Source organism: Phytobacter ursingii (genome assembly GCF_001022135.1).
Taxonomy (GTDB): Bacteria; Pseudomonadota; Gammaproteobacteria; order Enterobacterales; family Enterobacteriaceae; genus Phytobacter; species Phytobacter ursingii.
Window position 1 is genome coordinate 4604282 of record NZ_CP011602.1, and the last position, 13620, is coordinate 4617901.

Annotated in this window: 13 protein-coding genes; 6 read left to right on the forward strand and 7 right to left on the reverse strand. The window is 53.8% G+C overall.

The features are described 5' to 3' along the window. Positions 1–90: 90 nt before the first annotated feature. The 5 genes from yidC to AB182_RS33490 all read right to left on the reverse strand — a co-directional run bounded on the left by yidC (position 91) and on the right by AB182_RS33490 (position 2783). Positions 91–1734, reverse strand: coding sequence for a membrane protein insertase YidC (gene yidC / locus AB182_RS25255; protein WP_047372463.1), 1644 nt, complete (start codon positions 1732–1734; stop codon positions 91–93). A 2-nt stretch (positions 1735–1736) separates the two neighbouring features. Beyond that, positions 1737–1994, reverse strand: a complete 258-nt coding sequence (gene yidD / locus AB182_RS31080) for a membrane protein insertion efficiency factor YidD (protein WP_071845955.1) — start codon at positions 1992–1994, stop codon at positions 1737–1739. Next, positions 1958–2317 carry a ribonuclease P protein component gene (gene rnpA, locus AB182_RS31085; protein ID WP_071195137.1) on the reverse strand — a complete coding sequence of 120 codons (360 nt, stop codon included), beginning with the start codon at positions 2315–2317 and terminating at the stop codon, positions 1958–1960. Before rnpA ends, yidD begins: the two co-directional genes overlap by 37 nt. A 15-nt stretch (positions 2318–2332) precedes the next feature. Next, positions 2333–2473: a 50S ribosomal protein L34 gene (rpmH, locus tag AB182_RS31090; protein WP_000831330.1), complete on the reverse strand. Its 141-nt coding sequence runs from the start codon at positions 2471–2473 to the stop codon at positions 2333–2335. A gap of 229 nt (positions 2474–2702) precedes the next feature. Beyond that, positions 2703–2783, reverse strand: coding sequence for a hypothetical protein (locus tag AB182_RS33490; RefSeq protein ID WP_431520362.1), 81 nt, complete (start codon positions 2781–2783; stop codon positions 2703–2705). A 344-nt stretch (positions 2784–3127) separates the two neighbouring features. Here AB182_RS33490 and dnaA point away from each other — a divergent pair, with 344 nt between their 5' ends. The 4 genes from dnaA (at position 3128) to gyrB (ending at position 9354) form a co-directional block, all read left to right on the forward strand. Continuing rightward, positions 3128–4525, forward strand: coding sequence for a chromosomal replication initiator protein DnaA (gene dnaA / locus AB182_RS25265; protein ID WP_047372465.1), 1398 nt, complete (start codon positions 3128–3130; stop codon positions 4523–4525). Positions 4526–4529: 4 nt separating this feature from the next. Continuing rightward, complete coding sequence (dnaN, locus tag AB182_RS25270) at positions 4530–5630, forward strand: DNA polymerase III subunit beta (RefSeq protein WP_047372466.1); 1101 nt, start codon at positions 4530–4532, stop codon at positions 5628–5630. A gap of 207 nt (positions 5631–5837) precedes the next feature. Then, complete coding sequence (gene recF, locus AB182_RS25275; RefSeq protein ID WP_047372467.1) at positions 5838–6911, forward strand: DNA replication/repair protein RecF; 1074 nt, start codon at positions 5838–5840, stop codon at positions 6909–6911. Positions 6912–6939: 28 nt separating this feature from the next. Then, a complete protein-coding gene (gene gyrB / locus AB182_RS25280; protein ID WP_047372468.1) occupies positions 6940–9354 on the forward strand; it encodes a DNA topoisomerase (ATP-hydrolyzing) subunit B in 2415 nt (804 codons plus the stop codon). A gap of 32 nt (positions 9355–9386) precedes the next feature. Here gyrB and AB182_RS25285 read toward each other — a convergent pair whose 3' ends face one another. After that, the gene (locus AB182_RS25285; protein ID WP_047372469.1) at positions 9387–10322 is read right to left on the reverse strand and encodes a LysR family transcriptional regulator; all 936 of its coding nucleotides are present in this window, start codon (positions 10320–10322) and stop codon (positions 9387–9389) included. Between the two features lie 110 nt (positions 10323–10432). Between AB182_RS25285 and AB182_RS25290 the strand changes: the two genes are divergently transcribed. Both AB182_RS25290 and yidA read left to right on the forward strand, forming a co-directional pair. Continuing rightward, on the forward strand, positions 10433–11458 hold the full coding sequence (locus AB182_RS25290) for a zinc-dependent alcohol dehydrogenase family protein (protein ID WP_047372470.1): 1026 nt from the start codon (positions 10433–10435) through the stop codon (positions 11456–11458). Between the two features lie 115 nt (positions 11459–11573). Further along, a complete protein-coding gene (yidA, locus tag AB182_RS25295) occupies positions 11574–12386 on the forward strand; it encodes a sugar-phosphatase (RefSeq protein WP_047372471.1) in 813 nt (270 codons plus the stop codon). Between the two features lie 21 nt (positions 12387–12407). Here yidA and AB182_RS25300 read toward each other — a convergent pair whose 3' ends face one another. Further along, positions 12408–13493: an FAD-binding protein gene (locus AB182_RS25300; protein ID WP_047372472.1), complete on the reverse strand. Its 1086-nt coding sequence runs from the start codon at positions 13491–13493 to the stop codon at positions 12408–12410. Positions 13494–13620: the final 127 nt, after the last annotated feature.

The following is a 13620-nucleotide window of genomic DNA, read 5'->3' on the forward strand; positions in this document are numbered from 1 at the left end:
CAAGTTTGTGCGCCCCAGAAGCTTACTTAAGTAAGTGACTGGGGCAAGCAAACGCAGCCAACGCGCCTGCGGCTTGAAGAATGAAGAGTATCAGGAGCTTTTCTTCTCGCGGCTATGAAGGCCACGTTTCTCCAGACCACGATAAATCAGCTGCTGCTGGATAATGGTCACCAGGTTGCTGACGATATAGTACAGCACCAGACCTGACGGGAACCACAGGAAGAACACCGTGAAGATGACCGGCATAAAGGTCATGATCTTCTGCTGCATCGGGTCGGCCACGGTGGTCGGCGACATCTTCTGAATGAAGAACATCGTCACGCCCATCAGGATCGGCAGGATGTAGTACGGGTCTTGTGCAGACAGGTCATGGATCCACAGGGCGAACGGCGCATGGCGCAGTTCAACGGAACCCATCAGCATATAGTACAGCGCAAGGAAGATTGGCATCTGGATAACCAGAGGGAAGCAACCGCCCAGCGGGTTTACTTTCTCTGCTTTGTACAGTGCCATCATTTCCTGGCTCTGACGCTGCTTGTCATCGCCTAAACGCTCACGCATCGCCGCAATTTTCGGCTGCAGCATGCGCATTTTCGCCATGGAGGTGTACTGCGCTTTAGTCAGCGGGTACATGATGCCACGGACGATAAAGGTGATGGCGATGATGGAGAAGCCCCAGTTGCCCAGGAAGCTATGGATCCATTTCAACAGTTTGAACAGCGGCTGAGAGATAAACCACAGCCAGCCGTAATCCACGGTCAGATCCAGGTGCGGCGCAACGGCAGCCATTTTATCCTGAATTTCCGGGCCGACCCACAGGGTGCTGCCCAGCGTACTGGTTTGACCCGGTTGAACCAGAACCGGCTCAGATTTATAACCGATAGCGGCAATACCGTTGCCCAGGTTCGTCGTATAGAAGTTATTGGTGCCTTCGTTACGTGGAACCCATGCAGTCGCGAAATACTGCTGCAGCATTGCGACCCAACCACCTTTTGCGCTGACGTTCAGGTTTTCGTTATCGGCGATGGTGTCAAATTTGTATTTTTCATACTTCGCGTCAGGCGTGGAGTACGCCGCACCGCGGAACGTATGCAATGCAAAGTTGCTGCTGCCGGTGTCGCGGTGCGATGGCAGATTGATGGACTGCTTCAGCTGACCGAAGGTAGCAACTTCCAGCGGTTTTTCGCCGGCGTTCTGCACGTTGTAACCTACATTCACCGCATATTCACCGCGTTTCAGGGTGAAGGTTTTAGTGAAGGTGTTACCCGCAGCATCGGTATAGGTCAGCGGAATTGCCAGTTCGTTCTGGCCATCGGCCAGCACAAACGCATCTTTTTCGCTGTTGTACAGAGGACGTGGGCCGTTTGCCGGATTATCCGGGCCGTCGCGACCGGTCAGACCGCTCTGAGCCTGATAAATAAACTGCGGCGTCGTTTCCAGTAACTGGAACGGCTCACTGGAACCCAGCTCTTTCGGATAACCCAAAAGCTGTGCCTGCTCGACATCACCACCACGGGTGTTGATAGTCAATTCCAGCACGTCGGTTTTAACCGTAATCAGTTTCCCCTGGCCACTGGCTGGTACGCCCTGGTCGGCTGCGCTACCCGCTGCGGTGGTCGTAGTCTGCGTGGTCTGCTGCTGAGGCTGAGGATTTTTATCCTGCTCCCAGGCTTGCCAGATCATGAAAGACACGAACAACAAAGCGATGACAAAAAGATTGCGTTGCGAATCCATCGTTAGTGTTCTCTGGTATTAAAGGGTCCTGGCGGGACGGGGTCGTCTCCACCCGGGTGTAAAGGGTGGCATTTTAATACGCGTTTCACTGTCAACCAACTGCCTTTTATCACTCCAAACCTGCGCAATGCCTCAATTCCATAGCGAGAGCATGTAGGGTTGAAACGGCAACGCGGCCCGAGTAGCGGACTAATCAGGATTTGATAGACCCGAATCAGGCCTATCAGGAGCCGAGTGCCAGGCGACAATGGCGGCGCCATAATTTTTCCAACGCTTCCGAAAGAGCACGGTTATCGAGGTCAGCAACCCCCTTTTTCGCCACTACCACGAAGTCCATTGCTGGAAGTTCATGTTGACGCAAACGAAAACTTTCACGCGTCAGACGTTTAATCCGATTGCGTTCATGTGCGCGTTTGACGTTTTTCTTAGCGACGGTAAGACCGATACGGGGATGCCCCAGCGAATTCAGGCGGCCGAGAATGGTGATTTGCGGCGTGCCAGCCCGTTGTGGCTGCTGGAAGACGAAAGTGAAATGACTGGGAGTTAACAAACGTAACTCCCTGGGAAATGCGAGCTTAACCACTCAGGGTTAGCTTTATTACTTGGAAACGGTCAGACGTGCGCGGCCTTTAGCGCGACGACGAGCCAGAACCTGGCGACCATTTTTAGTAGCCATACGAGCACGGAAGCCGTGAGAACGGTTGCGCTTCAGTACGGACGGTTGAAAAGTGCGTTTCATGGCGATTTCTACCTAAACTTGAATAAATTCAATGGCTTTTTTGGATATCCGAACGAATATCGTACGACGGACGCCGAAGCCATGGGTGATTAAAGAGGCCGGATTGTAATAATTGTACACTCCGGAGTCAATTCTCTTTCCTTATAACACGCTTATTTTTGCACAGTTTCGCGTAAAAAATAAGCCGTGCTCGACGACTAAAAACGAGCAAAGCGCGCCGGGTGGTGGATTATACGGCCTGGTGGGCAAAGCGCAAGGATCCGCCGGGATCTTCATTAGATCGATTAAGCAGGAATTCGGCATTACTCATTAAATTTTCCAATATGCGGCGTAAATCGTCCCGCACTGCACCTGGGATCGATTACACTTACCCGATTCCGAATCCCCCTGTGGATAAATCGTGAAGAATCTGTGATAAACAGAAGATCTCTGACGCAGTTTAGGCTATGATCCGCGGTCCCGATCGCGATCCGTGGATCGTGAACAGGGCAAAGTACACTTTCCTTTAAGGTGCAATGATGCAGCCAGAAGGAAGCGTGTAAAACCGCAGATAGCGGTTCGCACGTCACCCTCGTTGGGTCTGATCGACGTGTGTCAACAATCATTAATGTTTCTGCCTTTTATTTATCGATTTTTGTTCGAGTGGAGTCCGCCGTGTCACTTTCGCTTTGGCAGCAGTGTCTTGCCCGATTGCAGGATGAGTTACCAGCCACAGAATTCAGCATGTGGATCCGCCCGTTGCAGGCGGAACTGAGCGATAACACGCTGGCTTTGTATGCGCCAAACCGTTTTGTGCTCGATTGGGTAAGAGACAAGTATCTCAATAATATCAATGGACTGCTGAACGATTTCTGCGGTGCGGACGCCCCGCAACTGCGCTTTGAGGTCGGTACGAAGCCTGTCACACAGATCCACCGGGAACCTGCCCATGTTGCTGCGCCTGTACAGACGACTCAGGTACAGCCACAGCGCGTTGCGCCGGCGGTACGTCCTGGCTGGGACAACGTTCCTGCGCCGGCTGAGCCAACATACCGCTCCAACGTCAACCTGAAACATACCTTTGATAACTTCGTCGAAGGTAAATCAAACCAGCTGGCGCGCGCGGCGGCGCGTCAGGTGGCGGATAACCCTGGCGGCGCCTACAATCCACTGTTCCTTTATGGCGGTACGGGTTTAGGTAAAACTCACCTGTTGCACGCGGTGGGCAATGGCATCATGGCGCGTAAACCCAATGCCAAAGTGGTGTATATGCACTCCGAGCGTTTTGTCCAGGACATGGTAAAAGCCCTGCAAAACAATGCGATCGAAGAGTTTAAACGCTACTACCGCTCCGTTGACGCCTTACTTATCGATGACATCCAGTTCTTTGCCAATAAAGAACGATCTCAGGAAGAGTTTTTCCACACCTTTAACGCGCTGCTGGAAGGGAATCAACAGATCATCCTGACGTCGGATCGTTATCCTAAAGAGATCAACGGCGTTGAAGATCGTCTGAAATCCCGCTTCGGTTGGGGGCTGACGGTCGCGATCGAGCCGCCTGAGCTGGAAACCCGCGTCGCGATCCTGATGAAAAAGGCCGACGAAAATGACATTCGTCTGCCGGGTGAAGTGGCCTTCTTTATTGCCAAGCGTCTGCGCTCTAACGTGCGTGAGCTGGAAGGGGCACTGAACCGCGTTATTGCCAATGCCAACTTTACCGGCCGGGCGATTACCATTGATTTCGTGCGTGAAGCGCTGCGTGATTTGCTGGCGCTGCAGGAAAAACTGGTCACCATCGACAATATTCAGAAGACGGTGGCGGAGTATTACAAGATTAAGGTCGCGGACCTGCTGTCGAAGCGTCGCTCGCGTTCTGTCGCGAGGCCGCGTCAGATGGCGATGGCGCTGGCGAAAGAGCTCACCAACCACAGTCTGCCGGAAATTGGCGATGCGTTTGGTGGCCGTGACCATACTACCGTGCTACACGCCTGCCGTAAGATTGAGCAGTTGCGTGAAGAGAGCCACGATATCAAAGAAGATTTTTCCAATTTAATCAGAACATTATCATCGTGACGCTATGAAATTTACCGTTGAACGTGAACATCTTTTAAAGCCGCTGCAACAAGTCAGCGGCCCGCTGGGCGGTCGCCCGACGTTACCCATTCTCGGTAATCTGCTGCTTCAGGTTGCAGACGGTACGCTTTCGCTAACCGGTACCGATCTTGAAATGGAAATGGTGGCCCGTGTTGCGCTCGTCCAGCCGCATGAGCCCGGCGCGACTACCGTCCCGGCGCGGAAATTCTTTGATATCTGCCGTGGTTTGCCGGAAGGCGCAGAAATCGCCGTCCAGCTTGAAGGCGAGCGTATGCTGGTGCGTTCTGGCCGCAGCCGTTTCTCCCTTTCCACGCTGCCTGCCGCCGATTTCCCGAATCTGGATGACTGGCAAAGCGAAGTGGAGTTCACGCTGCCGCAGGCCACAATGAAACGCCTGATTGAAGCGACTCAGTTCTCAATGGCGCATCAGGATGTGCGTTATTACTTAAACGGCATGCTGTTTGAAACCGAAGGTGAAGAGCTGCGTACCGTGGCAACGGACGGCCACCGCCTGGCGGTATGCTCTATGCCTGTCGGGCAGCCTCTACCCAACCATTCGGTGATCGTACCGCGTAAAGGGGTGATTGAACTGATGCGTATGCTCGACGGCGGTGACAACCCGCTGACCGTGCAGATCGGCAGCAACAACATCCGTGCACATGTCGGCGACTTTATCTTCACCTCGAAGCTGGTTGATGGTCGCTTCCCGGATTATCGCCGCGTATTACCGAAGAACCCGGACAAGCACCTGGATGCGGGTTGCGACATCCTCAAGCAGGCCTTTGCCCGTGCCGCCATTCTCTCGAACGAGAAATTCCGCGGCGTGCGTCTGTATGTCAGTGAAAACCAGTTAAAAATCACCGCTAACAACCCGGAACAGGAAGAAGCGGAAGAGATACTGGATGTGACTTACTCCGGTAGCGAAATGGAGATTGGTTTTAACGTTAGCTATGTGCTGGACGTACTTAATGCGCTGAAGTGCGAAAATGTACGCATTATGCTGACGGATTCCGTTTCGAGTGTGCAGATTGAGGATGCGGCATCGCAATCCGCAGCTTACGTCGTCATGCCCATGCGATTGTAGAATCTGCAAAGGGGCTGGTTTACTTGCCATTTCGCCTTCCGGCAGTGCTCGACAAAATGCTATGCGTTTTGGACGTCTGTAAGACGGTCCGAAGGACGAGCGGAGCGAGCAAATGCTCACGTACTTCGTGTACGCTCCGCTTTCTGCGCGCTGGCGGTAGACGAACTGGCTGCGACACCCACGCCCCTTGAATGATGACGAGCTGATATGTCTCTATCCCGACTCCTAATCAAAGACTTCCGCAATATCGAAAATGCGGATCTCGCCTTATCTCCCGGCTTTAACTTTCTGGTTGGCGCGAACGGCAGCGGCAAAACCAGCGTGCTGGAAGCCATCTATACGCTTGGCCACGGTCGGGCGTTTCGCAGTTTGCAAATTGGCCGCGTCATTCGCCATGAGCAGGAGTCATTTATTCTGCACGGGCGTTTGCAGGAAGCGGAGCGGGAAATCGCCATTGGTCTGACGAAAGACAAACAGGGCGACAGCACCGTGCGCATCGATGGAACCGATGGTCACAAGGTGGCGGAACTGGCGTTGCTGATGCCTATGCAGTTGATTACGCCGGAGGGGTTTACTTTACTCAACGGCGGCCCCAAATACAGAAGAGCGTTCCTTGACTGGGGATGCTTTCACAACGAAGCCGGATTCTTTAACGCCTGGAGCAACCTAAAGCGTCTGCTCAAACAGCGTAATGCCGCGCTTCGTCAGGTAAGCCACTACGGGCAGTTGCGTCCGTGGGACAAAGAACTGATTCCCCTGGCGGAGCAAATCAGCCTGTGGCGTGCCGAGTACAGCGCCGGTATCGCTGAGGATATGGCAGACACCTGCAAACAATTTTTACCGGAGTTCTCTCTGACCTTTTCTTTCCAGCGCGGCTGGGAGAAAGAGACGGATTATGCCGAGGTGCTGGAGAAGAATTTCGAACGCGATCGCCTGCTGACTTACACCGCACACGGCCCGCACAAAGCGGATTTCCGCATCCGTGCCGACGGTGCGCCGGTGGAAGATACGCTTTCCCGTGGGCAGCTAAAACTCCTGATGTGCGCGCTACGCCTGGCACAGGGGGAGTTTTTGACCCGCGAGAGCGGTCGCCGCTGTTTGTACCTGATAGATGATTTTGCCTCGGAACTTGACGATGCGCGTCGCGGACTGCTTGCCAGCCGCTTAAAAGCCACGCAATCACAGGTTTTCGTCAGCGCCATCAGCGCTGAACACGTACTGGACATGTCGGACAAAAATTCGAAGATGTTCACCGTGGAAAAGGGTAAAATAACGGATTAACCCAAGACAAAATGAGCGAGAAACGTTGATGTCGAATTCTTATGACTCCTCCAGTATCAAAGTCCTGAAAGGGCTGGATGCGGTGCGTAAGCGCCCGGGTATGTATATCGGCGATACGGATGACGGCACCGGTCTGCACCACATGGTATTCGAGGTGGTAGATAACGCTATCGACGAAGCGCTCGCAGGTTACTGTAAAGATATCGTTGTCACGATCCACAGCGATAACTCCGTCTCCGTACAGGATGACGGACGTGGGATCCCAACCGGTATTCACCCGGAAGAAGGGGTTTCTGCAGCTGAAGTCATCATGACCGTGCTGCACGCGGGCGGTAAGTTCGATGATAACTCTTATAAAGTCTCCGGCGGTCTGCACGGCGTAGGTGTTTCGGTTGTAAACGCCCTGTCGCAGAAACTGGAGCTGGTTATCCAGCGCGATAATAAAGTCCACCGTCAAATTTACGAACACGGTGTACCGCAGGCACCACTGGCCGTCACGGGTGATACAGAAAAAACCGGTACCATGGTGCGTTTCTGGCCGAGCTATGAAACCTTCACCAACGTCACCGAATTTGAGTATGAAATTCTGGCGAAACGTCTGCGCGAGCTGTCCTTCCTGAACTCCGGCGTATCCATCCGCCTGAAAGACAAGCGCGATGGCAAAGAAGACCACTTCCACTACGAAGGCGGCATCAAGGCGTTCGTTGAATATCTGAACAAGAATAAAACGCCGATCCACCCGAATATTTTCTACTTCTCCACCGAAAAAGACGGTATTGGCGTCGAAGTAGCGCTGCAGTGGAACGACGGTTTCCAGGAAAATATCTACTGCTTTACCAACAACATTCCGCAGCGTGATGGCGGTACCCACCTTGCAGGCTTCCGTGCGGCGATGACCCGTACCCTGAACGCCTACATGGACAAAGAAGGCTACAGCAAAAAAGCGAAAGTCAGCGCCACCGGTGACGATGCCCGTGAAGGCCTGATTGCGGTTGTATCTGTAAAAGTACCAGACCCGAAATTCTCCTCACAGACCAAAGATAAACTGGTCTCTTCCGAGGTGAAAACGGCGGTTGAACAGCAGATGAACGAACTGCTGGGCGAATACCTGCTGGAAAACCCGTCTGACGCAAAAATCGTGGTCGGCAAAATTATTGATGCGGCACGTGCCCGTGAAGCGGCGCGTAAGGCCCGTGAAATGACCCGTCGTAAAGGGGCGCTGGACTTAGCAGGCCTGCCGGGCAAACTGGCTGACTGTCAGGAACGCGACCCGGCGCTGTCTGAATTGTACCTTGTGGAAGGGGACTCTGCGGGCGGCTCTGCGAAGCAGGGGCGTAACCGTAAGAACCAGGCGATTCTGCCGCTGAAAGGTAAAATCCTTAACGTTGAGAAGGCGCGCTTTGACAAGATGCTCTCTTCTCAGGAAGTGGCGACGCTTATCACCGCGCTCGGCTGCGGTATTGGTCGCGACGAGTACAACCCGGACAAACTGCGTTATCACAGCATCATCATCATGACCGATGCGGACGTCGACGGCTCGCACATCCGTACGCTGCTGTTGACCTTCTTCTATCGTCAGATGCCGGAAATCATTGAACGTGGTCACGTCTATATTGCCCAGCCGCCGCTGTACAAAGTGAAAAAAGGCAAGCAGGAACAGTATATTAAAGACGACGAGGCGATGGATCAGTACCAGATCGCTATCGCGCTGGACGGTGCGACCCTGCACACCACCGAAGGCGCGCCTGCGCTGGCCGGTGAAGCGCTGGAAAAACTGGTCTCTGAATACAATGCCGCGCAGAAGATGATTGGTCGTATGGAACGTCGCTTCCCGCGTGCGCTGTTAAAAGAGCTGGTGTATCAGCCGACGCTGGCCGAAGCCGACCTTGGCAACGAGCAGACCGTCACCCGCTGGGTGAACGCGCTGGTCACTGAGCTGAACGAGAAAGAACAGCACGGTAGCACCTGGAAGTTCGATATTCGCGAAAATGCGGAGCTGAACCATTACGAGCCGATTATTCGCGTGCGTACCCACGGTGTTGATACTGACTATCCGCTGGATAATGAGTTTATCGCCGGTGGCGAATATCGCCGTCTCTGCACGCTGGGTGAAAAACTGCGTGGTCTGATCGAAGACGATGCGTTTATCGAACGTGGCGAGCGCAAGCAGCCGATCGCCAGTTTTGAGCAGGCGCTGGACTGGCTGGTCAAAGAGTCACGTCGTGGTCTGGCTATCCAGCGTTATAAAGGTTTGGGTGAAATGAACCCGGATCAGCTGTGGGAAACCACGATGGATCCGGAAAGCCGCCGCATGCTGCGCGTGACCGTTAAAGATGCGATTGCCGCAGACCAACTGTTCACCACCCTGATGGGTGATGCCGTTGAACCACGCCGCGCCTTTATTGAAGAGAACGCCCTGAAAGCCGCGAATATCGATATTTAATCGTCGCTGTACACCATACCCGGGCCGCGCTTTTAGCGCGGCTTTTTTATGGGGTCAGGAAAATCCAGCGACATCGCCGTCGGTAAGCGGCTCACCAGCGTGTCTATAGCCATTCTCACCCTCAGCGGCAGATGCGGCGTCTTCTGCCAGACTGCATGAACGTCAAAGCGCACATCCGGCGCCTGCCTGAAGAGCAGGACGAGTTTTCCAGTCTGGATCTCTTTACTTGCCATCCAGCAGGGCAACCATGCAACACCGTGTCCGGCTATTGCTGCGTCGCAGATCGCCTGTAAATCATCCATATTAAGTGATGAACGGAGAACAAGGGTTTGCGGCTTTCCTTCGTTGTCCGCGAGCTGCCAGGGTAAAATTCTGCCTGCCTGCAGATAGTTAATCGCCGTATGCTGACGTAAATCGGCAACGGTTTCTGGATGGCCTTTTTTCATCAGATAATCCGGCGCGGCGCACAGGACCATTTGGTGCTCGCCCAGTTTTCTGGCGGCCAGCACGGTACTGTCTGCCAGTATGCCGTTACGCACCGCCATATCGAACCCTTCCTCCACGAGATCTACCACCCTGTCGCTGAATGACATTTCCAGCTCAAGCCCTGGATGTTCCTGTGCCAGCGTTATCAGCAGCGGGGCGACGCACTGCCGACCAAAGAGCACCGGCATAGCCACACGCAGACGACCACTCACCTGCTGCTTCCCTGTTTCCAGCAGCGATTCTGCACTGCGGATTTCCTCCAGCGCGCGCAGACAACGCTCATAAAAAAGCGCGCCGTTATCGGTCAGCCGCTGGCTACGGGTGGTGCGCTGAAACAGACGTACCCCCAGTCGCTGTTCAAGCCGGGCAATACTTTTTCCCACTGCCGAGCGCGACAAATGCAGACGGACCGCGGCCTGAGCAAAACTACCCGCTTCAACGGCAGCCACAAAAACAGGAATATCTTTCAACGTATCAGTCATGGATTGTATCCATCATGGCGTCAATGAAGAGAAAAGGTATCGCCACTGGCGACCTTGAGTCAACGTTAGACTGTCGTTACTGAAGCTCATTTAATGGCAGGAGAAAGATAATGACAGAGACAATACAACGCTGGTCAATGGACGCCCTCGGGCGCGAGAACCTCAGACTTACCCAGGAACCCCTCCCGCAGCCTGGCCCGGGTGAAGTACGCGTGCGGGTGAATGCCGTTGCGCTCAACTATCGCGATAAAATGGTGATTGAAGGCAATATGCCCATTTCGCGCACCTTCCCCTTTACACCTGCTTCTGACATGGCGGGGGTTGTGGAGAGTACTGGCGAGGGCGTCACGCGTTTCAAACCCGGAGCACGCGTCATTTCAAACTTCTTCCCGGAGTGGATCGACGGCAAGCCAAAAGCGGACGCACGCGTTTTGCCCTACAGAACCCTCGGAGGCTATTTCCAGGGAGTGCTGGCTGAATACGTCATCATGAATGAAAACTGGCTGGTTGCCGCCCCGGAAACACTGGATGACGCAGAGGCCAGCACCTTGCCTTGTGCGGGGCTAACGGCCTGGTTCGCGCTGGTGGAGCGGGGCAATTTACGCGCCGGTCAGTCGGTGCTGGTACAAGGGACAGGGGGCGTGGCGATATTCGCGCTGCAAATCGCTAAAGCCCATGGTGCGCAAGTCTTTGTCACCTCCGGCAGTGATGAAAAGCTGGCACAGGCCAAAAAGCTTGGGGCCGATCAGGGCGTTAACCGGCTAAAAGGCGACTGGGCTGAAGAGATGCTTAGGCTGACCGAAGATCGTGGCATTGACCATATTATTGAAACCGTGGGCGGAGAAAATCTGAAACACTCCCTGCGAGTCGTGGCGGTTCATGGGCGCATCTCGGTCATTGGGGTGCTGGCGGGGAATGAAATCTCGCTTTCTGCCAGTGAACTGTTGCTGAAATCGCCGGTGATTCAGGGGATTGGCGTCGGTCACCGCCGTGCGCTGGAAGATCTGGTGCGTGCTGTTGATGTCAACGGGCTGAAACCGGTGATTGAGCACCGCTACCCCTTTAACGAGCTTGAACAGGCGCTTGAACACCTCGACCGCGGTGCGTTTGGCAAAATAGTTCTCACCCGCGAGTGAGCCCTCGTTCCCCGGGATCGGTGCAAAAGGGGTGCTTCTGTAGCGCAATGTAGCTCTATTTTTGTGTGCTTAATCGCGTTAGCATGAGGCAGCACTCATTTATCCCGGGGATCTCATGGCTATCAAACTTATTGCAATCGACATGGACGGCACCTTACTGCTGCCTGACCACACAATTTCACCTGCCGTAAAAAACGCGATCGCCGCAGCGCGTGAAAAAGGCGTGAAAGTGGTACTGACGACAGGCCGCCCTTACGCCGGGGTTCATGCCTACGTCAAAGAGCTGCACATGGAACGGGAAGGTGATTACTGCATCACTTACAACGGCGCGCTGGTGCAAAAGGCCCATGACGGCAGCACGGTGACACAAACGGCACTGAGCTATGACGATTATCGCTATCTGGAAAAACTGTCCCGCGAAGTCGGTTCACACTTCCACGCGCTCGATCGCAATACGCTGTACACCGCCAACCGGGATATCAGCTACTATACGGTGCACGAATCCTACGTCGCCACCATCCCGCTGGTGTTCTGTGAGCCGGAAAACATGGATCCGAACACGCAGTTCCTCAAGGTGATGATGATTGATGAGCCGGAAATCCTCGATAAAGCGATTGCCCGCATCCCGGCAGAAGTGAAAGAAAAATATACCGTGCTGAAAAGCGCGCCTTACTTCCTCGAAATGCTTGATAAACGCGTCAATAAAGGTACCGGCGTGAAATCGCTGGCTGAGGTGCTGGGCATCAAGCCGGAAGAGATCATGACCATCGGCGATCAGGAAAACGACATCGCCATGATTGAATATGCTGGCGTGGGTGTGGCAATGGATAACGCCATTCCGTCGGTGAAAGAAGTGGCCAACTTTGTCACCAAATCCAACCTTGAAGATGGCGTAGCGTATGCCATTGAGAAGTTTGTGCTGAATTAATCTGCCGTCAGGCAGGGGCGATCAGGCCCTTGCCTGCCCAGGCGTTTCCTGCTGCACCGGGATATGGCTTATCCTACTTTTCATGATGAGACTGCGTATCCATGGCGTAGTCAGACAACGATTTTTAACAACTTTTCCCAGCAATTTCATGCGTAATCGCCGCGTTTTCTTCCAGTATTCCGCATTGAGGTTTTTTGCCCCTCCGCGCAATACGTCTGCCAGAATTTCCGCGCTATCCAGTGCATAGCTGATCCCCTCCAGGGAACTGGCGCTGATAAAACCCGCTGCTTCGCCAATCAGAAACGCATTCTCTTTTCCGCAGACAAAATCCGCCCAGCGGGACGGGCACAGCACTGTACATTTCTCCGTTTTCACCGCGTCGCCAAAGCGAAAATCGAACGGTTCAAGACGCTGTTTGAGGCGGAGAAAATTCTCCCTGCCATCCTTCATGGCAAATGCCCCACCGAAAATAAAATAGCCGTCTTTACAGATACTCCATGAATAACAATCGGTTGTCTCGTTATCAAACACGCAGGAATAGAACGGTGAAGGGTGACGGTCCTTGAACCACTGCTGCAACGAGACGTACTTGCGGATTTCATGATCGGGATACAGAACACGCCGCACCATCGAGTTCGCGCCATCGCCGCCCACCAGATACGCTGCCGTTGCCTCATGGATTTCACCGTCAACCGCATACTTCAGATGCCAGCGGTTGTCCTGGCGGCTGATCGTTTTACACAAAGCATCGTGATGAACGGCGACCGAAGCAGGGATTAATGACTTCATCCATAAATCAAAGGCATGTCTGTCAATATTGACATAGCTGCGTTGATAGTTGCGTGCAATTCCCGTTTGCACATCCAGCGTTTGCACGCTGAAAATTTGTGGATCGGCCAGTACCTGCACCGGCAGCGTAATACCCGCACGGATAAACGAGCGTTGCGCGTCCGGGGCCAGCAATCCGCCACACGGTTTCATAAATCCGCCCGTCCCGCATTGTTGCTTTTTGTCTAATGCCAGCACGCTCATCTTGCCCGCTAACTGCCGTGCCAGCGCGGCTCCCGCTGGCCCCAGACCAATAATCGCCACATCAAAATGCTGCATATCCCCTCCTCATGTTGATAAGGACGATACGCGGCTCGGGTGAAGTGACGGTGAAGTGAAGGGCGTTAATTTTGTGATCTGTCGTTCATTTTGCGATCTAAATTGTAGTACAACTATAAATGATTGT